Source organism: Paenalcaligenes sp. DL 463 (assembly GCF_057475185.1).
On record NZ_JBYBKX010000001.1, the window covers coordinates 2,051,916 to 2,072,334 of the forward strand.

The 20,419-nt window shown below is 50.9% G+C and carries 21 protein-coding genes; 8 read left to right on the plus strand and 13 right to left on the minus strand.

The features are described from left to right. The first annotated feature begins 17 nt into the window (after positions 1-17). The 8 genes from AC2UZI_RS09835 to fliR all read left to right on the plus strand — a co-directional run bounded on the left by AC2UZI_RS09835 (position 18) and on the right by fliR (position 6,042). The gene (locus AC2UZI_RS09835) at positions 18-1,379 is read left to right on the plus strand and encodes a flagellar hook-length control protein FliK (protein ID WP_486943624.1); all 1,362 of its coding nucleotides are present in this window, start codon (positions 18-20) and stop codon (positions 1,377-1,379) included. A gap of 168 nt (positions 1,380-1,547) precedes the next feature. Next, positions 1,548-2,114 carry a flagellar basal body-associated FliL family protein gene (locus AC2UZI_RS09840; protein ID WP_486943625.1) on the plus strand — a complete coding sequence of 189 codons (567 nt, stop codon included), beginning with the start codon at positions 1,548-1,550 and terminating at the stop codon, positions 2,112-2,114. Next, positions 2,115-3,134 (plus strand): flagellar motor switch protein FliM, encoded by a 1,020-nt coding sequence (fliM, locus tag AC2UZI_RS09845; protein ID WP_486943626.1) that lies wholly within the window; start codon positions 2,115-2,117, stop codon positions 3,132-3,134. Further along, positions 3,118-3,666, plus strand: a complete 549-nt coding sequence (gene fliN / locus AC2UZI_RS09850) for a flagellar motor switch protein FliN (protein WP_486943627.1) — start codon at positions 3,118-3,120, stop codon at positions 3,664-3,666. The genes fliM and fliN overlap by 17 nt, the downstream gene beginning before the upstream one ends. A 12-nt stretch (positions 3,667-3,678) precedes the next feature. Beyond that, positions 3,679-4,077: a flagellar biosynthetic protein FliO gene (gene fliO / locus AC2UZI_RS09855; protein WP_486943628.1), complete on the plus strand. Its 399-nt coding sequence runs from the start codon at positions 3,679-3,681 to the stop codon at positions 4,075-4,077. Positions 4,078-4,216: 139 nt separating this feature from the next. Continuing rightward, positions 4,217-4,963, plus strand: coding sequence for a flagellar type III secretion system pore protein FliP (gene fliP, locus AC2UZI_RS09860; RefSeq protein WP_486943753.1), 747 nt, complete (start codon positions 4,217-4,219; stop codon positions 4,961-4,963). A 9-nt stretch (positions 4,964-4,972) separates the two neighbouring features. Further along, positions 4,973-5,242, plus strand: coding sequence for a flagellar biosynthesis protein FliQ (gene fliQ / locus AC2UZI_RS09865; RefSeq protein WP_486943629.1), 270 nt, complete (start codon positions 4,973-4,975; stop codon positions 5,240-5,242). Between the two features lie 11 nt (positions 5,243-5,253). Beyond that, positions 5,254-6,042 carry a flagellar biosynthetic protein FliR gene (gene fliR / locus AC2UZI_RS09870; protein ID WP_486943630.1) on the plus strand — a complete coding sequence of 263 codons (789 nt, stop codon included), beginning with the start codon at positions 5,254-5,256 and terminating at the stop codon, positions 6,040-6,042. A 15-nt stretch (positions 6,043-6,057) separates the two neighbouring features. On the opposite strand, the gene AC2UZI_RS09875 is transcribed toward fliR, so the two are convergent. The 13 genes from AC2UZI_RS09875 to AC2UZI_RS09935 form a co-directional block, all read right to left on the minus strand. Then, a complete protein-coding gene (locus AC2UZI_RS09875; RefSeq protein WP_486943631.1) occupies positions 6,058-6,768 on the minus strand; it encodes a 3'-5' exonuclease in 711 nt (236 codons plus the stop codon). An 8-nt stretch (positions 6,769-6,776) separates the two neighbouring features. Beyond that, positions 6,777-8,729: a DUF294 nucleotidyltransferase-like domain-containing protein gene (locus AC2UZI_RS09880; protein ID WP_486943632.1), complete on the minus strand. Its 1,953-nt coding sequence runs from the start codon at positions 8,727-8,729 to the stop codon at positions 6,777-6,779. A gap of 197 nt (positions 8,730-8,926) precedes the next feature. Next, on the minus strand, positions 8,927-9,217 hold the full coding sequence (locus tag AC2UZI_RS09885) for a hypothetical protein (RefSeq protein WP_486943633.1): 291 nt from the start codon (positions 9,215-9,217) through the stop codon (positions 8,927-8,929). 32 nt (positions 9,218-9,249) lie between these two features. Beyond that, positions 9,250-10,725 carry a methyl-accepting chemotaxis protein gene (locus tag AC2UZI_RS09890; protein ID WP_486943634.1) on the minus strand — a complete coding sequence of 492 codons (1,476 nt, stop codon included), beginning with the start codon at positions 10,723-10,725 and terminating at the stop codon, positions 9,250-9,252. A gap of 125 nt (positions 10,726-10,850) precedes the next feature. After that, positions 10,851-12,179, minus strand: a complete 1,329-nt coding sequence (gene flgL / locus AC2UZI_RS09895; protein ID WP_486943635.1) for a flagellar hook-associated protein FlgL — start codon at positions 12,177-12,179, stop codon at positions 10,851-10,853. Positions 12,180-12,202: 23 nt separating this feature from the next. After that, positions 12,203-13,876, minus strand: coding sequence for a flagellar hook-associated protein FlgK (flgK, locus tag AC2UZI_RS09900; RefSeq protein WP_486943636.1), 1,674 nt, complete (start codon positions 13,874-13,876; stop codon positions 12,203-12,205). Between the two features lie 104 nt (positions 13,877-13,980). Further along, the gene (gene flgJ / locus AC2UZI_RS09905) at positions 13,981-14,958 is read right to left on the minus strand and encodes a flagellar assembly peptidoglycan hydrolase FlgJ (RefSeq protein WP_486943637.1); all 978 of its coding nucleotides are present in this window, start codon (positions 14,956-14,958) and stop codon (positions 13,981-13,983) included. Positions 14,959-14,965: 7 nt separating this feature from the next. After that, positions 14,966-16,105, minus strand: coding sequence for a flagellar basal body P-ring protein FlgI (locus AC2UZI_RS09910; protein WP_486943638.1), 1,140 nt, complete (start codon positions 16,103-16,105; stop codon positions 14,966-14,968). Between the two features lie 8 nt (positions 16,106-16,113). Beyond that, positions 16,114-16,803 (minus strand): flagellar basal body L-ring protein FlgH, encoded by a 690-nt coding sequence (locus tag AC2UZI_RS09915; RefSeq protein ID WP_486943639.1) that lies wholly within the window; start codon positions 16,801-16,803, stop codon positions 16,114-16,116. 31 nt (positions 16,804-16,834) lie between these two features. Then, the gene (flgG, locus tag AC2UZI_RS09920; protein ID WP_486943640.1) at positions 16,835-17,620 is read right to left on the minus strand and encodes a flagellar basal-body rod protein FlgG; all 786 of its coding nucleotides are present in this window, start codon (positions 17,618-17,620) and stop codon (positions 16,835-16,837) included. 48 nt (positions 17,621-17,668) lie between these two features. After that, positions 17,669-18,415 carry a flagellar basal-body rod protein FlgF gene (gene flgF / locus AC2UZI_RS09925; protein WP_486943641.1) on the minus strand — a complete coding sequence of 249 codons (747 nt, stop codon included), beginning with the start codon at positions 18,413-18,415 and terminating at the stop codon, positions 17,669-17,671. Between the two features lie 14 nt (positions 18,416-18,429). Then, on the minus strand, positions 18,430-19,653 hold the full coding sequence (gene flgE / locus AC2UZI_RS09930; protein ID WP_486943642.1) for a flagellar hook protein FlgE: 1,224 nt from the start codon (positions 19,651-19,653) through the stop codon (positions 18,430-18,432). Between the two features lie 61 nt (positions 19,654-19,714). Further along, complete coding sequence (locus AC2UZI_RS09935; RefSeq protein WP_486943643.1) at positions 19,715-20,416, minus strand: flagellar hook capping FlgD N-terminal domain-containing protein; 702 nt, start codon at positions 20,414-20,416, stop codon at positions 19,715-19,717. Positions 20,417-20,419 lie beyond the last annotated feature (3 nt).

Below are 20,419 nucleotides of genomic sequence, written 5' to 3' on the forward strand. Positions count from 1 at the left end.
TTAATTAGGGACTTCACATGAATGCCAACGCCCTTGCTGTCGTATCACCTACCGCAACTAGCGCCTCAAGCTTGCCCACTTCCGTGGCCAACCAAGCGGCAGCGAACGCTGACGATAGCGCGTTCTCTAAGGCATTAGCACAGCAGTCCGAGGCTCACCAACCGGCCTCAACCGCTGGTGCGAAGCCCGCCAACGATCAAAGCAGCACTACCGACGCGGCACACGCTACGCCACACCGCGACGACAAAGCGACTAAAGAAAAAGGTGATGATTCTTTAGGTATCGCCCACGAAAATCAACGTGACCCCATCGTCAGCGCGGCCTTGTTTATCGCTTCCGAATCCGCCGGTATCCGTCAAGCACTGAAGCTTGACGGTCAACAAACGCCAGGGCAAGGCAGCACAAATACTAAAAATAGCGCAGTCACCGCCCTACAAGCCGACAACGTACGAGTACAGCACGATAGTGATGTTCGTTTAAAGCCTGACGTAACGGCTGAACACAGGCTATCCATTAGCGTCGTCACAGCAGCCGCGCAACAACTGGCTCGCGGGGTTAGTACCGATGATACGGCGGCATTGGGTGCGCTGGCTCAACATCAGCTAGGTGGTACCTCTACGCATCAAAGCGCACAAAACAGTCAGGGCGCGCGCGCTACCTTTGCTAAGGGGCAAGCGCTGAGTAACAATATTTCGCATCAGCCGCTCGGCGCTAACGCCCAGCGTTTTGAGGCGACCGATGTGGCCGATCTCGCTACCCGCACAATGAATGACATTCGCGTTAGTGGCTTTCAAGTCGATGCCCATCATGGCAACGCCACCTCGTCCTTTGATCCAGCTAGCTCGCTTAACCTCGGCACTGCTTTCGTCGGCCACAGCGTGGCTAGCACGGCTCACGCTACGCCCTTGCCTTTAAGCGCCAGCGTTAACGTGCCGTTGCACCATGCTCAATGGGGTAGCGAATTCGGTAGACAAATCGTTAGCTTCACCCAAGGCGCACCCAATGGCGTGCATCAGGCCGAACTACGCTTAGACCCGCCCGAGCTTGGGCCTATTCGCATTAGCTTAAAACTCAGCGACTCGATCGCACAGGCCTACATTGTTTCACCCCATGCCTCGGTGCGCAGTGCCATCGAACAGGCGCTGCCGCAGCTACAACAAGCGTTGGCCCAAGCGGGGCTTTCTTTGGGGCAGGCGGATGTCAGTGATCAAGGTAGCGCACAACATTTTGAACAACATGCGAACCCTCAAGCCAAGCCTGGACAGTCACAATCATTCGCAAGCGTGTTGGGCACCCCTGATGCATCAACTACCGCGGCTGACGCTGTGGTGCAAAGCCGTAGCAGTAACCCTGATGCCTTGGTGGATACCTTTGCCTAATCCACCGCTACGCACAGGGATCAAAAACCAACGCTGTTGTAGCGCAATTCAAAGATTAGCACTGCATTCGCGGGGTTGTTCCAACGCACGACTTCAGGCTTCCTAAGGCACAATTCATAAAGGGCTTATTTAGCAGTACTCCCACCCATTGCTGCGCTACAGATTATTATGGCTACCTCAAATCCGACACGCTTTGCCTCAGTCAACTCCGCTCCTGCACAACGCAGTAAAGTGGCAACATTGGTGCGCCTCGTTAATATCGTGCTGATGGTACTGCTTATTATTGCCATTAGTGTTGGGGCTACCCTGTATTACGCCAGCAAAGAAAGTGGTTTCTCTTTTTTTGCGGCTAACGCTCAAAGCAATACCGACGTTTCAGAAGACGACAACGAGGTCGCAACGCGAAGCACTGCCTCGGCTAAGCCCATTTTTACATCACTTGACCCTTTCACGGTCACGCTCAGTGACGGCATACGTTCACGCATTCTGCATGTCGCCATCACTTTACGCGTGGAAGACGACGAGTCACGCCGCATGCTTAACGAGTACATGCCCATGGTGCGTGACCGCATTCTGAAAACCTTATCGGCTCAAGACCCCTTTCATGTTCAAACGCCAGAAGGTCGCGAGCAACTTGTCAGCTTACTCACCGAAGCATTGCGCCAGCCTTTAGAACCTAATCCCGTTGCACCCCGTGTTGCTAACGTCTTATTCACCGCTTTCGTGGTCCAGTAAATGTCGTACCAAAGCTTTTTATCGCAAGATGAAGTTGATGCCCTTCTGGCGGGCGTCTCTGGCGAAAGCACTCCCACCGAAACGGCCGAACTTTCGTCGTCCGGTGTAAGGCCTTACGATCTCGCCTCGCCAGAGCGTGTCGTACGGCATCGAATGCAAACGCTCGAACTGATTAACGAGCGTTTTGCGCGCTATCTGCGCAGCACCATGTTAAGTTTTATGCGCCGTAACGCCGACATCACTGTGGGCGCCATCAAAATCCAAAAATACAGCGATTTTGAGCGCAATTTACCGGTGCCTAGCAACCTGAACATGGTGTCGTTAAAGCCATTACGTGGGGTCTCGCTGTTTACCTTTGACCCCAACTTGGTTTTTCTCATTATTGATAGTCTATTTGGTGGGCATGGGCGCTACAACACTCGCGTAGAAGGCCGAGACTTCACGGTAACCGAGCAGCGCATTATTGTGCGCTTGTTGACCTTAACGCTAGAAAGCTATTGTGAAGCGTGGTCGAACGTGTACGAGCTTGAGTTCGAATACATTCGTTCTGAAATGCACACGAAATTCGCAAGTATCAGTACCGGCAACGATCTCGTGGTAGTCACGTCTTTTAATATCGAGTTCGGAGCCCAAGGCGGCAACCTAAATGTGTGTTTGCCCTACTCCATGCTTGAACCCGTGCGTGATTTGCTCATACGTCCGCTGCAAGACAATAGCAACAATGCCATTGACCAGCGCTGGACACAGCAACTCAGCCGTCAAGTACGCAGCGCCGATGTCGAACTGGTTGCTGATTTTCAAAAAATCAATACCTCTATTGCCAAGCTAATGAAGCTGCGAAAAGGGGACGTTTTACCCATTGATATACCCGAAATCGTCACCGCTCACGTAGGGGGCGTGCCAGTCATGGAATGCAGTTACGGCACCTCCAGCGGCCGATTAGCCCTACGCGTCGAAAAAATTCTGGCTAACACTGAAACTAATTTACGAAAAGCGAATCTTCATGACAGATCCAAATAAAGACCTCGACTCTGACAACACCGAGCCTGATAGTCTTGATTCCGATTGGGAAGCGGCGATGGCTGAACAATTGGCGGCAGCCAGCACACACGACACATCAGGCGGCACACAAGCCGATGGCCTGGCACAAAGCTTAGACGATGACTGGGCCTCTGCTCTTGCTGAACAAACGGCAGCCGGCGACCCCGACCCTTTGTCAGAAGCCTCTGCTGAAGCGGCTGGTGACGTCTTTCAGCCCTTAACTGGGGGTGCTGAAAGTGCGAATAGCGATATCAACATGATTATGGATATACCCGTTCAACTTTCAGTTGAGCTGGGCCGTACACGCCTAACCATTAAAAATATTCTGCAACTGGGCCAAGGCTCGGTAGTTGAACTTGACGGTTTAGCGGGCGAACCCATGGACATCTTTGTTAATGGCTATTTAATTGCCCAAGGCGAAGTCGTCGTCGTGGACGAGAAGTATGGCATACGTGTCACCGACATCATCACGCCTTCAGACCGCATCCAGCGTCTGAATGGTCGTCGATAAGTCGAGATCATCATGCAAGGGGCCGACCTTATTCGTATCAGCGTAAGCTTGGTGCTTATTGTTGGCCTCATTCTACTAAGCGCCTGGCTCGCTAAACGCAGTGGACTGCTTCGCCCCAAAGGGCCTCAACGCATCAACATTTTAAGTAGCCAAAGTCTTGGGCCCCGTACCAATGTAGTCTTGGTTGAAGTAGGCAAACAGCAGTTATTGCTGGGCGTCACACCGCAGCAAATTACCACCCTACACCGCTTTGAAAACGGCCCCGACACACTCGATACCCGAACATCGACTACGGCCAACGAACAAGCACAGGCTTCCACTGCCGCAATACCTTCTAACAGCGCGTCAGCGACCGACTTCAAAAGCTTGCTTCGTCGACGGCAACAACAGCATCAAGACCCAAACACCTGATACCGCCTTAAGCGGTTTTTACCTTTAATTTCGTTGCGTCCCGTGCCAACCATTCACCGTGAATTTTATTAGCCTACTACGCAATACCTTCTGCCTAAACAGGCAGCGCGAGACGCCAGCCACCTCGCTTCACACCGCTGTGCGTGCGCTTGGCCTACTCATACTGCTAGGAGCGGTATTACTGTGGCCCAATGAAAGCTTGGCCCAAGCCACCTTACCGGCGATTACGTCAGCCGAAAACAGTGATGGCAGCCAAACCTGGTCATTAAGTGTGGAAACGCTGGCGCTGCTTACGCTGATGTCTTTCTTACCCGCCATCTTGTTGATGATGACGGGTTTTACACGCATTATTATCGTATTGGGGCTATTACGAAATGCCATGGGTACGGGCTCAGCGCCGCCTAATAGCGTTTTAGTCGGCTTGGCATTGTTTCTAACCTTTTTCACCATGGGACCGGTTTTTGATAAGGTTTACGACGACGCTTATGCCCCCCTTTCGCGAGCAGAAATATCCTTTCCTGTTGCCTTAGAGCGTGGAGCAGGCCCACTTAAAGAGTTTATGTTGCACCAAACTCGAGAAACCGACTTACGCCTTTTTAGCGAAATGGCCGACATCGGCGAAATGGACGGCCCCGAAGCCGTACCCTTACGTGTTCTGGTGCCGGCCTTTGTCACCAGCGAACTTAAAACCGCCTTTCAAATTGGTTTTACGATTTTTATTCCCTTCTTGATTATCGACTTGGTGGTTGCCAGTGTGTTGATGTCATTAGGGATGATGATGGTGCCGCCCGTTACGATTTCTCTGCCCTTTAAGCTCATGCTGTTTGTACTGGCCGATGGATGGCATTTATTGATGGGCTCACTGGCCCGAAGCTTTTATCTCTAGGAGCCCACAATGACCTCTGAAATCGTGATGACCATGACGTATTCAGCACTTAGGGTGGCGCTGATACTGGCCGGCCCTCTGCTGCTGGTCACCTTGATTGTGGGTTTAGTCATTAGTATTTTCCAGGCGGCTACGCAGGTCAATGAAATGACGCTTTCGTTTATTCCTAAGCTGCTGGCCGTTGGGATTGCTGTTGTGATTTTAGGGCCCTGGTTAATTAGCACCATGGTGGATTACATGCAATCCCTGTTCACGCAGCTACCCAATATGGCGCTGTAGCGCTACGCGGTATGGTTTCGTTCACCATTGAACAACTCTATGGCTGGATGAACGGCTTTTTATGGCCTTTTTTTCGTATCTTAGGGCTGTTTGCGACCGCCCCGTTATTTAGCGAGTCGTCCATCACCACGCGGTTAAAAGTGGGGTTAGCCGCCGTGATTGCGATGGCTATTTCGCCCACCTTGGCACCCATGCCGGATATCCCTACGGCATCTTTTAGTGCCTTACTGATTTCAGCACAGCAAATTTTGATTGGTATTGCCTTAGGGCTGGTGATGCGTATTGTGTTTGCAGCGGTGCAAACTGCCGGTGAATTTATTGGTTTGCAAATGGGTTTGTCCTTTGCTTCCTTTTTCGACCCTGCCACTGGCTCTAACACAGCGGTACTGTCCCGACTTCTCAATCTGGTGTCCATGCTGGTTTTCTTGGCCTTGAATGGTCATTTAATCTTATTAAGCGTGCTTTTTAACACCTTCGAGATTTTGCCCATACAAGTCACCAGTCTGCATTCTAACGGCTGGGGGGTACTGATTGAATGGAGCGGTCAGTTGATGCTTAGCGGCCTACTGTTAGCCTTACCGCTGATTATTGTTTTACTGACCATTAACCTTGCCTTCGGGATTCTGAACCGTACTGCACAACAATTAACGGTTTTTGCGGTTGGGTTCCCCATTACCTTACTGGTGGGGCTTATTTTGTTGACGGTTATCGTGCCACAAATCACACCGTTTTTAACGGACTTTTTTGATCGCGGTTACGAGACCATGTTAAGACTTAGCTATCGATTAGCAGGTGCGTAAAAAGGTGATGAAAAGCTAAAAGGTGGGCGTTAAATGATGACGTACATGCGACCAATCTTTATGCCTTTCGTAAAGCTCAGCCCACGTGTTGATATCGGCCACGCGCGCTTTGGCTAATACAATTAACAGTAGTTCGGCCGTTACCGAGGCATCCCCTAACGCATTATGACGCCCTCGGGCATCCAGTTTGAAATGCGTCGCCCAATGCTCTAGGGTGTTTTCAGCATCACTGACCTCATGCACAAGCATGGGTAAAAAATCAGCAATATTTACAATATTCGGACGCACGCGCCAGTGGAACTCGTCTCTGAACGCATTTTGTAAAAGTTGCGCATCAAAGCCAGCATGAAAACCCACCCAGACGCACTGATTACCTAAATGACATAAAGCCTTAAGTGCCGCTGTACTGGCTTCGCCCTTTTCTAATTCGCTGGGCATCAAGCCATGTATTAGTAGCGAGTCGCCTCGAAGGCGCCCGCGATGCTTTAACACGCGGTAAAAGCTGCTGCGATAGTGAAGCTGCCCGTCGCCCACGCGTACGGCGCCCACAGACAAAATACGGTTTTTCTTTAAATCCAAACCGTCGGTCTCGAGATCAACCGCCAAGTACGGGGTGGCCGCCAAAGGCATGTCTCTGGCATCAAGCCAAGGCTCGCCGTCTAAGTCTACGCAGTCTGGCCCTGCCTCATCAAACCACTGTTTACGCATTCTTCTGAAAAGATTCATCTCAGCCCTTAAATGCGATAGCGTAACTGCAGTACCGTTTGTAAGTGCCGCGCTTGGCGTAAGGCTTCGCGCAACATGCGTTTATCTAAAGGGTCTAAAAGGCTAGGCTCAATACTATTACTTAGGCCTTCTTCCTGACTAATTTGTTCTTGGTGCTGTTGCATGCGCAACAATTGCAAGTAATTAAAGGCTTGAGAATAACTGCGCGCCTCGGGCTTGGTAAACACACCGCGTTCAAGTAAGTGTTGAATGCGATCATGCGTGCTGGACTCAACACAACCGGTAGACAACGCCAGCACTCGAATGCCATCGACAAAAGGGCTTAAGCCTTGATACTTCACATCAACGCGCGTACGTGCGCCTAAGGTCACACCCAATAGACTGCGTAAGGTATCTACCGCTGGCGGCTTATTCAGCAAGGCTGTACGTGCCAAAGCACGTTGAAAACGAGTGTGTTCGACACAAACCTGCTGTAAGTAACGTCGAATCTGGTTAAAAGCGGTGGGCTTACCCCACAAGCAACGCAAATCAAAATAGATGCTGGACTCTAGCAAGTGTCGAGGGGATGGGTCTTCTACCAAGCGCGTAAACGTGGCCTTCCATTCCTCTAAAGACAAGCACAGCTTAGGGTTGCTGGCCATAATATTGCCCTTGCACCACGCCAAGCCACATTGATCTAACAATACATTCACTTGGTGGGCAAACACCAATAATAATTGGCGTCGCTGCTCGGTTTGCTCGGCTCCATCAGCCTTAAATAAAATGGCGTTATCCTGATCGCTGAATAGGGTTTGCTCGCCCCGCCCTTCACTACCAAATAGCATCCAGTTAAATTCAAAATCAATAGCCGGATGATCTTTGAGCGACAACTCAATGGCGCGACACGAGGTATGATCATTAAGCTGCGTGATCACGTCCATTAGCTGATTGGCATTTGCGCCGTGTGCCAACATCATCGTGACCAGTTCGGGGATATCAGCGCGCGCTTCAATCAGATTTTGGGCATTACTGGCGTAACGCAATTGGCGCGATAAGTGCACCAAATCAACACGCTGTAGCGCGAACACATCGCGCTCTGAAATCACCCCCACTAGGGCTTCACCGTCGGTAACGCAAATGTGACCAATATGGTGCTGAGCCATCAGCATCGCTGCCTCAAAGGCGCTTGAGTTTTGTGGCACCGTAACCAACTTGGCGGTCATGATGTCGGCCACCGGACGATGCAAGGCGTCTTGCTGCTGGGCAATAATTCGGCGCAAATCACGTAAGGTAAAAATGCCCATCAAACCGTGCGTGTCGTCATTAACAACAATGCTGCTCACGGCCTCTTTGTGCATGATCCCTACAGCTTCACTGACCGTGGTAGTGGGTAAACAGGTAACAGTTTCGCGCTGTACCAGCTTTTTAACTTGTGTACTTAAACTAATACTTGGGCTACTTTGCTCGTAGGCGGTTTGGCGAGCTTGTTCATAAAGCTGCCCAAACAAACTGCTTACCCCACTAAAAGCGAATAAACGCAGGGGTTCTGAACGCTTCAACACCTCTAGCACATCGGCTTTTGCAATTAAAATACAGAAGGTATCTTCATCGGCCACGTGTACGCGTTGGGTAGAGCGTTCGCCCAATAACGCTCCCAAGGGAAACATATCCCCCGGGCCCAATAAGGCTTCGGTATCGGGTTCTAGTTCAGCTTCTTCGCCTTCTGCTACCTTTGAGACACTGGCTTTCGATAAGCTGACCAAGCCTTGTCGAACAATGAACAGGTGATTGCACACCCCATCCTCTGGGCCCAGTATTTGTTCACCCGCAGCAAAAAAGGCGAGGCTTCCCCGACTTAACAGCGCTTGCAAATTATCGGTATGCATGCGGTCAAAAGGGGGGTACAGCTCAAGCAAGCTAACCAGTGACTGTAAGTTTTGCTTAACGGCGTCTCGGCCCGCTCTAAATAATTGCTCGTCCAAAAGAACCTCTCTGCTTCACGCTGTTTGCAGCATAAGCCTATTGCTCGTCAACATCCATTCGCAACAGCGTCTCTGCATCGAAAATGCATGGGCTGTGCGCTATGTTAACCCTAGCACAAAAGTTGAGAGTACGCGCTTAGCTTTAGGTTGAAAGCATGGACATCAAGCCTTCAACCTCGGCCCATCAGAAGAGACGTTTATTTTCTTTTCACGACACGGCGCAAGGTGTCTTGTTGATCGAACTCGAGCCAAAGCTCGTTATGGTAGTAAACGCCATCGGGGAAAAGCGATTGCCCATGCTGCCATACTTGCAAACTGGAACCATCGCTTTGACGATAGACGTTGACGGGGTTTCCTTCTAAAAACACTCGGGCATCGGCTGCGGTCGTAATGCCGGGTTGCAACCACTTTTCACCCAAGATCGAGTAACGATTTCCGGTACTGTGGCAAGCACTAAGCGCTACAGCCAGTAAGGCTATGCTTAGCATGCGCCCGACACATTGAAGCCCCGACCTTAACATTAGAACTCTTCCCAATCGTCATCTGGGTTAGTGGCTTTTTTACTTCCGCTTAAATCAGGACGTAGCAACTTCATGTCATCGGCCGCCGACACAGGCTCGTTCTTTGTGTAAGGTCTAGCCGCTTGATGGCTATCGCTGACCGCACTGACTCGGGCTGAAACGGTGGTATCGCGTCGAACAGCCCCATCGGCACTTGGCGACAACGCTGCAGTGCTACTGCTACGTAATGCGGCCGTAGAGCGTGACATCGTCGACGAGCTGCTTTGTGGCTTGCCTACGGATTGCAGCGTTGTATTACGCGGTGCGGTGCGCACCGGTTTAGCAGCAAGCTCGATAACATCCGAGTCACGCAACTTAAACGTCGACACCGCGTTCGTAACTTCACCTATTTGATGACGCAGGCTGGCAGCAGCCCGTGCAGCTTGTTGAACTAACTGCGCATTATATTGCGTGGTCTCGTCCATTTGGCTGACGGCTCGGTTAACCTCGTCAATACCGGTGGACTGCTCGATCGTAGCGGCGGTAATTTCACCCATGATATCGGTTACGCGCTTCACGGAATCAACAATTTCTTGCATGGTGGCGCCTGCTCGCTCTACTTGATCAGAGCCCTCGGAGACCTTAGACACCGAGTCGTCGATAAGTGAAGTGATTTCACGCGCGGCTTGTGCACTACGTTGCGCAAGTGCCCTAACCTCTGCCGCAACGACGGCAAAACCACGACCTAATTCGCCTGCACGGGCGGCTTCAACGGCAGCGTTCAAAGCAAGAATATTGGTTTGGAAGGCAATGCTATCGATGACATTGACGATATCCGAAATTTTGTGCGAGCTTTCAGATATATTCTGCATGGTCGACACAACCTCGCCGACGGCAACACCCCCGCGTTGTGCCACCGTGGAAGCCGTGACAGCCAACTGATTAGCTTGATGAGCGTTGTCGGCATTTTGACGTACGGTGCTGGCCAACTGCTCCATACTGGCCGCCGTTTGTTGCAGGGCGGCGGCTTGCTCGCCAGTACGATCACTAAGGTTGGTGTTACCTTGTGCAATTTCACCCGAGCCATCGCTAATTTCATCAATGCCGTTTCGTACCGTACTGACGGTACGCACCAAACTTTCTTGCATGCGGCGTAGCGATGTAAACACCGCACCAATTTCATTGTTGGTAAGAACAAGAATACGCTGTGTTAAGTCGCCTGCTGCAATCATTTCAAAGTGCGACGCAATGGTGGTAAGTGGTCGCACGACGCGGCGGGAAATCAACGTGTAGAGCAGTATCCCCCCCAGAACAGACAGCGTAACGATGGCAATGATCCATATCAGTGTGCGCTGGTAGTTCGCACTTAATACATCGATATGTGCAGCAAGAGTTGCTTCGCTGAGACTGCTAGAACGTAAGCTTTCTAAACTGGCCAAACTTTGCTGCTGATAATACAACCCTACGGTAGAAGCACCTATGGTTAGCAACAGCATTATCACCACGCATATCGTGATGCTTTTCTTAAGCGATATACTTTTAAATAACATCTGTTTTCTACTCGCTAATTAGTGATTAAGGCCCACTTAACGTGGGTTCGTAATGCTTTATTATTTGAGTTTTAGCCACCTGCTCTGAGCGAGAACAGGCTGGTGCTTTGTATTTTCTTGAATGCCAACGAGGCTGCTTCAAGTGCGGCCTGACGTAGTTCTAGCTGCGATGAGGCGGCAAAGTAGTCCAAGTCTTCAAGGCGGCTTAATTCGGAAGTGATATGTAGGGCTTGCAGCGAACCATTAGCATCGAGTGCATCAATTTCATTCATACGCGCCCCAACCGAGGCCCGAACCGTCAACACGTTGTTATAGTTAACGTCGATACGCTGCATGGCACCGTTCAACACATTACGCAATTGAGCCTGAGCCACCGGATCGCCGTCGGCTGGTGTTTCTAAGGCTCGAATCACGTCTTCAAGTGTATTGAACAGATTGATATCGCTTCGCTGGTAATCACCCATCGCCGTAGCGCTTGCGCGTTGCACAGTAAAGCGGTCGCCAGCCACTGGAGCCCCTTCAAAACTGATACTAAGACCAGATACCGGCTGCCCATCAGCGTCGACAACGGGGTCACCCGCCGCATCAAAGCGAGTGGGTACGGCAAGAACTGTTGCGCCGCTTGAAGCCTCGTAGTTTCCACTGACGGTATGCGGCACGATGTCGCCGTCGTCGTTCACCACATTCACGGTAAGAGTGTAGTGACTTTCGTCTGTGAATTCGATATCAACACCCACCACATTCGCCGCTAGATTGGGGCTGGTAATGGTGGGACTAGCAATTTGGCCTGAGCCAGCGTTATTCACATCGCCAGCTGACAAAAATGAGCTGATACCCGGTGCGGCACGCAAGAAAATATCGTAACCATTATCAGCACTAGACAGCAGACGAGTTTGATCGATTTGAATGTTTCTGTCGCTAAAGTCGCCGACGTACTTGGCCCCTACCCCTTCGTCCACTTGGAACGGCGGCACATTGCTTTGACTACCTGCGAACAGGTATTGGCCTGAACCATCCGTTGCATTGGCCAGCCCCATCAGCGATTCTTGACTACTGCGAAAGGTGTTCGCCAAGGTTGCACGGTCAGCGTCAGACAACGAGCCATTCGCGGCTTCCACTAGGCGCGTTTTCACGGCCGAAAGCTGCGTGGTGATCGCGTTAAGCACATTTTCTTCTTCGTTCAACGAACGGCTGGCCACCTCACGGTTTTCAGCAAAACGCTTGTTGATGCCTTGAGCTTGGGACAAGCTAATGGTTTGCGCCGCAGCCAGTGGATCGTCGGCGGCGGTGATCATACGTTTGCCGCTACCGACCTGCTGAAAGATATTCATTAAATCGGACTGCTGCCGGTTTAATGAATTAAGCCCAGTTTGAAAATAAAGAGTGGAACTAATACGCATGATTTGGTCCTTAATGTAGAGGCTTAAGTACGCAAGCTAAGTAGCGTATCGAACATACTTGAGCTAACTTCAATCAGCCTTGAGGCCGCGCGAAACTGCTCTACATAGCGATCAAGCAGAATATATTCTTCGTTAAGATTCACGCCCGCCACGCGTTGCTGGGCCGCATAGTTTTGCTGAATTAGGCTGGCTTGCGCATTGGCTGCTGTGCCATTTTGCTGAGCTTGTACCGCCACCCGATTAACGATTTGCCCAAAGGCATCGTTAAAGTTCAGCGTTCCGTTGCCTAGGGTTTTATCGCTTTGCAGCGCCGCCAGTTTTAGCGCGATGTCGCCGTTAGCCGCCCCTAACGAATCGCCGTCTTCGTTTGCCCCCGCTGCGGCGACCTTAGATGGGTCTTTAATGGCGACGCTAACGTCGCCCGCGGCATGGCGCGTGGGCTGAATAAGCCAGTTATCACCCTCTACCGCATCGTCAGCACCGGTGAACTCAAAACGAATACCATCAACAACAATACCTGCTGGGTCGTTAGGATCAATGACTTGCGCACTACCGTTAGGCAGCGTACGCATTCTGTATTCGCCATTGGTGTACTCGATAGCGTAATCATTACCACTTAGCTGAGCACTGTCTTCAAGCGTGATCTGAAGCTGAGGCACGGGATCGCCGTTTTTCCCGGTAGGGATCGGGGCACTAAGCTTGAAATTAAAAAAGTCGGTAGCGGGGTTACCTTCTAAATCAAAACCCTCGGCATGCACCTTGTTAACTTGGTCTGCAATACCGATGGCCAATCGACCCAACGCATTTTGTGTCGCATCTAAACTTTGGGCACGGTACTGCAACAACCCGCCTAATTGCCCACCGCTAAATGCCGTATCTTTTAACTGCACCGTTTGTGCCACGCCATCAACAAAGGCCGAGGTATACGCTATGACGCTTCGTGAAGGATCGGTATGAGACGCTTGAACTTCAAGCGGGAACACTTTGGTTCCACCCAGTACCACTTGGCCGTTGCCAATGCTGAGGTTAAATACACCGTCTTGCTCGTGAACCTTCACATCAACCAGTTGATTTAGTTCCGAGACCAACTGATCGCGTTGGTCGAGTAAATCGTTAGGGGCATGATGTGGGCTAGACGCTTTGGCTGCCGTAACTTGTAAGTTGAGATCGTTAATACGTTCTAAGTAACTATTGACTTGCGAGACGGTCGTGTTCAACTGCAAGTTAATATTTTCACGCTGATTTTGTAAAAACGCGTTGGCATCATTTAACTGCGTGACTAGACTTTCTGCGCGGCCCAGTAGCTCTTGCCGTGCGGCAGGGTCGGCTGGCGTCGAAGCCATGGCGTGCATACCATCAAAAAAGTTTTGAATCGCGGGATTAATACCTACCGTGCGATCGGAGAACAAGTTGGTAACCTGAGCAATTTCATGCCCATATGAAACCAGTGCCGCCCCCGTGCTTTGTGCTTTAACCAACTGGCCAGATAAAAAACCATCGTATGCACGTTGTACCGTAACGGCTTGCACCCCCCGACCGATATAGCCAGCCCCGGTACTGGTTGCACCGGAGGTTTGGGACAGCACCGTTTGTCGACTGTAACCTTCAACGGCTGCATTGTTAATGTTGTGGCCGATGGTTTGTAGGTTGTTTTGTGCGTTGACTAACGCCGACTTACCCAGACTGGAGAGGTTCATAACGCGTTCCGTGATCTGATGTGCCGTCGATTAGAGCGAGTAACAGCACATCGTGAATAGTATTACCTTGCTTAACGGCCACTTAAGCGAAAGCTTTAGGCCGATTAGCGAGGCGTTGAATCAAAATACGACATAATTGAAATAAGCTTCTGCGCATAAGAAGGATCGGTCGCATAACCTGCCTCTTGAATTCGTTGCGCGGCCTCTTGTGGCGTACTCGCCCGTAGAACCGATTCGTAACGAGGGCTGTTGCTTACCAATTTTGCATAGTCTAAGAACGAGTCGGTGTAGGAGTCATAAGCCCTAAAGGGTTGGCTTAGTTTTTGTGCTTTACCGTTCTCAAACTCGGTGGTCATAACGTTAACCACTTTCCCTGACCAACTTTTTCCGGCTTTAATACCAAACAGGTTATGCGAGGTTTGTCCGTTATCGTGTTTAATTTCTCGCTTACCCCACCCCGACTCTAGCGCCGCCTGACTGAGTATTAACTGTGCCGGCAAACCGGTATTTGCCGCGACTTCGGTGGCAGCGTCACGCATTTTTGACACGAACTCGCGCACATGCGCTGGCGCGCCACGAATGGCTGAATACACTTGATCTAACCCCACCGGCCCCGTTAGCTTATTAATCAACGCTGAAATCGTTGGGGCATCAATAATGCGCGCTTTCTCGCCCAGATGTGATTGCAGCTCGGGCAATCGAGAGGTGTTGACGTCGGGATCGCTACGTGTGGGCAATGCCACGGTGGCGTCACCCTGATTACGTCTCATTTGTTCCATTAACGCATCGGCCAAACCCATTCCCGGGTTTGAAAGCTGCAAAGCTAACTGCTCATCCCCCATACTTTGGGCCATTTGTACTTGCTGGCTATCAAACAGGCCATTTCCTGAGGCCACTGCACGGGCTTGTTTTAGTAGCTGCTGTATGAATAAGGCTTCGAACTGCTCCGCGACTTGGCGTTGCTGGTCCTGCGTGCCGCCTTGATTTTCACTGACTCCGCGACGCAATTGCGCCAACTGATCGGCGTCAAACATCGAAACGGGTTGGCTCTGGCCGGGGCGTGGATAGAAATTAACAGACATAAGGCGTTTAAATAATTTCCAGATCGGCACGTAATGCGCCTGCACTTTTTAGGTTCTGCAAAATAGACAGCAGGTCTTGTGGCGTAGCGCCTAAGGCATTCAGCCCTCTGACCACGTCGGCTAAATTCGCGCTGGTGCTGATGCGTTGCAAGCTACCGCTTTCAGAACGCAGTTCAATGTCGGTACGATCCGTAACAACCGTTTGACCTCCACCGAAAGGAGTATCGGGCTGATTCACCTCAGCTTGTCGGCTGATAATGACGGACAAATTACCGTATGCGATGGCAGCTTCATCAATCGTAACGGTACGATTCATGACCACTGACCCTGTTCGGGCATTGATCACCACTCGGGCACGTGCAGGCGGTAAATTAACGTGTAGGTTTTCGATTCGCGATAAAAATGCCGCTTGCTCATGCGGGTTAAGGGGGGCACGTACCTGAATAACGCGTGCGTTCATGGCGGTCGCGGTATGGCTGCCTAAATGATCATTTAGCGCCGTCACGACATTTTGGGCGGTACCGAAATCTGAGCTGTTTAGCTCAAGATTAATCAAACCATCTTGGATATAAGTGGTGGGCACATCGCGCTCGACGATTGCCCCACTGGGGATGGTCCCACCGTTTAACTGATTAATTTGTACGCTGGACCCACCTGCTTCGGCACCTGCGCCACCCACTAGCAAATTACCTTGCGCCATTGCGTAGACCTGTCCGTTCGCTCCTTTGAGTGGGGTCATCAATAACGTCCCCCCTCTTAAGCTTTTCGCATTCCCCATTGAGGAGACCACGACATCAACCGATTGTCCTGGTCGCGCAAAAGCCGGAAGCCGTGCTGTCACCATTACGGCAGCTACGTTACGAAGCTGCATATTGCTACCTTGCGGAATGGTGACCCCAAGCTGCGAAAGCATATTGGTTAAGCTTTGCTGGGTAAACGGCGCTTGACGCACTTGATCACCGCTGCCGTCCAAGCCCACAACAAGGCCATAACCGATAAGCTGGTTCTCGCGCACCCCTTGTATAGTCGCTAAGTCTTTAATGCGCTCGGCACTAACAGGCGTTGTCCACAACACCGCGCCCCCTAGTAATAGGGCACCCAAACTTTGGGAAAGTAAACGTAGGGCGGCACGCGAAAACATTGACATGAACCTAATTAAAATGGCGATATATTAAGGAAAAAGCGCTGTAACCAGCCCATTGTTTGGACCTCGTCCATCACACCTTTACTGCGAAACTCGATACGCGCATCGGCAACTTGCGTTGAAAGCACCGTGTTAGAGCCCGTGATTGAGCGAGGGTCGATCACCCCAGAGAAGCGCATGTACTCACTTCCTCGATTGATCGCGATTTGCTTCTCACCTGCTAACTGCAAGTTTCCGTTAGGCAACACACCAATAACCGTGGTGGTTAAGGTGCCGGTGAACATGTTGTCAGCGCGGCTGCTACCCGTACCCGTCGCTTGGTTTGAACCCTCGACGCCGAAATTCTGCCTAGCCCCTAAATCACCGGGTAAAAAGCTAGGTGCTGTACCGAAATCAAGCCCTGCTGCGGAGTTTCTGTTGGTGCTGGTGGATACGTTTTTCGCGGCGTTAGTACGCTCTTGAATCAGAATGGTGACCACATCGCCTACATTACGCGGGCGTCTATCTTCAAATAAAGGGTAACTTCCGTACGCACTGGGCTGATAGATAGCGCCGTTCGCCACGACTTCGGGGGCGATGGGTGCAGGCGGTGGTGCAGTCAATGGGCCTGTCACCACCGGTTCGGGTGGAACCATCGCGCAGCCGTGAAACACGAACACGGCCACCATCATGATGCTACGAAAGAATGTGCTTTTTTTCATTGCCCGATTTGACCGGTAAAAGACGAGATCATTACAGTTGAGTTAAACGGGCAAGCATCTGATCAGACGTTTGTACCGCTTTACTGTTCATTTCGTAAGCGCGCTGCGTTGTGATCATATTGACCAGCTCTTCAGCCACGTTTACGTTAGACGTTTCTGTGTATTCTTGTAATACCAGCCCTGCCCCATCCAACCCAGGCTGCAAGAAGTTAGCTACGCCTGAAGCATCGGTTTCCACATACAGGTTTTCCCCCATACTTTGCAAACCGCTGGTGTTCACGAACGTGGTCAATTGCAACTGCCCCACTTCTACGCTGGTACCGACGGCGCCGGGCTGAGTGACCGACACGATACCGTCTCGGCTAATCGAGATTTGCAAGGCGTTATCGGGAATCATGATGGGGGGCTGAATGGGATAACCACCCGCCGTTACCAGTTGACCATCTTGATCAATTTGCAGACTGCCATCGCGGGTATACGCGAAGGTACCGTCTGGCATTTCTACCTGCAGGAAACCTCGTCCTTGAATCGCGATATCTAACTCGTGACCGGTGTTTTTAAGGTCGCCTTGAGAATGGATGCGCTCGGTAGCCACGGTACGCACACCAGTCCCTAGTTGCAGGCCGGTGGGCAATTGGTTTGCTGCACCCACTTGCGCGCCAGGCTGACGTAAGGTTTGAAACATCAGGTCTTCAAAGACAGCTCGGCTACGTTTAAACCCTGCGGTATTAACGTTAGCCAAGTTATTCGAAATGACATCCATATTGGTCTGCTGTGCTTCCAGACCTGTTTTCGCAATCCATAGTGAGCGAATCATAATGCGTCCTTAGCAACGGTTACAGCACTACCGTCACATTAATAAAAACTAACCGTTAAATGAAAGAATAGAGTTGGCCCGTTCGGCATTGGTGCTTGCATCTTGAATGACCTTCATTTGCATCTCAAAACGTCTGGAGTTATTGATCATGCCCACCATGGCTTCTGCCGTACTGACATTACTTTTCTCAACAAAACCCGAAACAATGTGCACCGAAGGGTCTGGCTGTAACACAGGAGCCACAGCGCTTCTAAATAAACCGTCTGCACCACGCTCTAAGGTGTTCACATCAGGGTTCACAAGTTTCAGTTGCCCTAAAATCTGAATATCTCGGGGATTATCCCCTGCACCCAAGGCCGTAATTTGCCCATCGCTTGAAAAGGTAATCACACCTTGATCGGGCACCTCGATGGGCATGCCATCAGCCGATAACACGGGTAAGCCCGTTTTGCTAACTAAAAGGTTATCTACACCAACAGAGAAGTCTCCGGCTCGGGTATAGGCCTCGCCCTCTGGCGTTTGAAGTGCAAAAAAACCTTGATCAGAGATGGCCACATCTAAGGCGTGACCCGTTTCAGCTAAGGCACCCAACTGAAAGTTGGTGCCCGCAGTAACGGTGGCAGTCGAGACACGTGTGGGCAAACCCGGAGGGCCCTCTACGGGTACGGCTCGCTGTAACGCAAGCTGCTCACGGAAACCCGGCGTGTTTACGTTCGCCAAATTATTACTAATGGCTGACTGCTGCTCTAGCAAGCGCTGAGCACCATTCATTGCCGTGTAAATCATACGATCCATAATGGGCCCAAGCCTTAACGCATGGTGATCAGAGTCTGAAGAATCTGATCTTGGGTTTTAATGGTTTGCGCGTTAGCTTGATACGTGCGCTGCGCAATAATCATATTGACTAGCTCTTGGCTCATGTCTACGTTGGACTCTTCAACAGATTGTCCACGTATCACCGCCAAACCGTTCTCGCCAGGGCGACCTAATAGCGGCTGACCTGAGGTAGAGGTTTCTGCCCAAGCGTTGCCACCCAAGGCTTGTAACCCTTGCAAGTTATTGAAATCAGCTAAAACCAAGGTGCCCACATTCACGGTTTCACCGTTGGTGTAGTTCGCCATAATGGCGCCATCGGCAGCGACCGACATACTGGCGTACTCGCCCGTTGGGTAACCATCTTGAAGCGGAGTGGTGTTGAAATTACCGCCAAACTGGGTTGAGTTTGCATAGGAAACAGCCAAATCAATTTGTTCAGCGGGCGAATTGCCTGCCGGTATATCAATGGCTAAGTTAAAACTGCCCGTAGGCTGTGTTAAACGTCCGGCACTGCTAAAGCGCAACTCTTGAGGGTTAGCATCGTCACCCACGACGGCCCCGTTTAAGCGGTAATACACATCCCACACTGACTCGGTACCGGCATCGCCTTCGCGTTTTACGAAGTACTGCGTTAGCTGATGCGAGTTACCCAGCGAGTCATAAATATTAAGGGGGTAAGAGTTGGTGTAGGTATCGGGGTCTTCAGCGTCAAAATTGATAACAGTGGGATCCGTATCACGAGGCTTAGCGATCTCGTTAGCATTAAAGTTGGCGGGAAAATCGAGACGCGTTGTGGCTTTGGGATCGATATTACCGATGGGCACGCGAATGGGTGAAGGGGTATTTGAACCGGGTGCGTATCCGGTTAACTTATGACCTTGCGCGTTCACCAAAAACAGATCTTTGTTGGGCGCAAATTGCCCGTTTCGCGAATAAACAATGGCCCCACTGTGATCTTCTAGCCTGAATAAGCCTTTAGGGCCATCAATAGCCATATCAAACTGATTACCTGTGGTACTAACGTTACCCACCGTAAAACGCTGGTTAATACTGGCCACCCCTACCCCTAGACCCACCTTAGAGCTAGCGTAAACGTCAGCAAAGTTTACGGTTCCGGTTTTAAACCCTACCGTACTTGAGTTGGCGATGTTATTACCAATGACATCTAAGTTTTGTGAGGCGGCGTTTAAACCGCTAAGACCTTGTCCGAAGCCCATTATTTCCTCGCTTATTCTGTTTAACGACGACTGCCACCATTGGCGAGCCGGTCAGCCAAAATTACATAATTTTCCGTATATCGAGCAGGGAATAACTTCCTGCCAGACCCAAATCAAGCTGTAAGCCCTTAGAGCTATATGCCACACTCGAGACCCTGCCCGAGGTTAAGGCTTCGGCATACACATGCTGATTTTCTGCATCAAACGCATCGACCCGAACTTCGTAGGCACCATCTGCCAATGGGTTACCCGAGTCGTCATAGCCATCCCACTCGACGTCGTACACTCCCACCTGAAGTGGTTCGAGTTCGATCTGGCGTACCGCTTTACCGCTTTTATCGGTAATCGTGACCAATGTTTTCGCAGCGGGAGACACAATATCCACCCCAAAAGCGGTGGCCGTTTTAACATTAGGATTGTCTGGGTCGCTACCTAACAACACCTTGCTGCCAGGCACCAACACGTCTTTACCGATCATGGCCGCAGCCTGCATGGATTGCGAGACGTCGATCTGGCCTGACACCGCTAACAACGTGTCGTTTAATTGCTTAATACCGTTTACCGTCGATAGCTGCGCAATTTGTGTTGTGACCTGCGCGTTATCCATCGGGTTTAAGGGGTCCTGATTTTGCAGTTGGGTGACCAACAGCGTCAGGAAACGATCTTGGGTATCACCCAACAAATCGTTGTTTTGAGTACGTGCTAGCGCTAAGGCATCGGCTGCCGGATTCGCGCCATAAGTACTGTTGTTTACCACTGTCATTAA

Excerpts from the sequence above, each read along its gene's own strand:
- AC2UZI_RS09835 (WP_486943624.1), top strand. The coding sequence starts at position 18 with ATGAATGCCAACGCCCTTGCTGTCGTATCACCTACCGCAACTAGCGCC.
- AC2UZI_RS09840 (WP_486943625.1), top strand. The coding sequence starts at position 1,548 with ATGGCTACCTCAAATCCGACACGCTTTGCCTCAGTCAACTCCGCTCCT.
- fliM (WP_486943626.1), top strand. The coding sequence starts at position 2,115 with ATGTCGTACCAAAGCTTTTTATCGCAAGATGAAGTTGATGCCCTTCTG.
- fliN (WP_486943627.1), top strand. The coding sequence starts at position 3,118 with ATGACAGATCCAAATAAAGACCTCGACTCTGACAACACCGAGCCTGAT.
- fliO (WP_486943628.1), top strand. The coding sequence starts at position 3,679 with ATGCAAGGGGCCGACCTTATTCGTATCAGCGTAAGCTTGGTGCTTATT.
- fliQ (WP_486943629.1), top strand. The coding sequence starts at position 4,973 with ATGACCTCTGAAATCGTGATGACCATGACGTATTCAGCACTTAGGGTG.
- fliR (WP_486943630.1), top strand. The coding sequence starts at position 5,254 with ATGGTTTCGTTCACCATTGAACAACTCTATGGCTGGATGAACGGCTTT.
- AC2UZI_RS09875 (WP_486943631.1), bottom strand. The coding sequence starts at position 6,768 with ATGAATCTTTTCAGAAGAATGCGTAAACAGTGGTTTGATGAGGCAGGG.
- AC2UZI_RS09885 (WP_486943633.1), bottom strand. The coding sequence starts at position 9,217 with ATGCTAAGCATAGCCTTACTGGCTGTAGCGCTTAGTGCTTGCCACAGT.
- AC2UZI_RS09890 (WP_486943634.1), bottom strand. The coding sequence starts at position 10,725 with ATGCTGTTGCTAACCATAGGTGCTTCTACCGTAGGGTTGTATTATCAG.
- flgL (WP_486943635.1), bottom strand. The coding sequence starts at position 12,179 with ATGCGTATTAGTTCCACTCTTTATTTTCAAACTGGGCTTAATTCATTA.
- flgK (WP_486943636.1), bottom strand. The coding sequence starts at position 13,876 with ATGAACCTCTCCAGTCTGGGTAAGTCGGCGTTAGTCAACGCACAAAAC.
- flgJ (WP_486943637.1), bottom strand. The coding sequence starts at position 14,958 with ATGTCTGTTAATTTCTATCCACGCCCCGGCCAGAGCCAACCCGTTTCG.
- AC2UZI_RS09910 (WP_486943638.1), bottom strand. The coding sequence starts at position 16,105 with ATGTCAATGTTTTCGCGTGCCGCCCTACGTTTACTTTCCCAAAGTTTG.
- AC2UZI_RS09915 (WP_486943639.1), bottom strand. The coding sequence starts at position 16,803 with ATGAAAAAAAGCACATTCTTTCGTAGCATCATGATGGTGGCCGTGTTC.
- flgG (WP_486943640.1), bottom strand. The coding sequence starts at position 17,620 with ATGATTCGCTCACTATGGATTGCGAAAACAGGTCTGGAAGCACAGCAG.
- flgF (WP_486943641.1), bottom strand. The coding sequence starts at position 18,415 with ATGGATCGTATGATTTACACGGCAATGAATGGTGCTCAGCGCTTGCTA.
- flgE (WP_486943642.1), bottom strand. The coding sequence starts at position 19,653 with ATGGGCTTCGGACAAGGTCTTAGCGGTTTAAACGCCGCCTCACAAAAC.
- AC2UZI_RS09935 (WP_486943643.1), bottom strand. The coding sequence starts at position 20,416 with ATGACAGTGGTAAACAACAGTACTTATGGCGCGAATCCGGCAGCCGAT.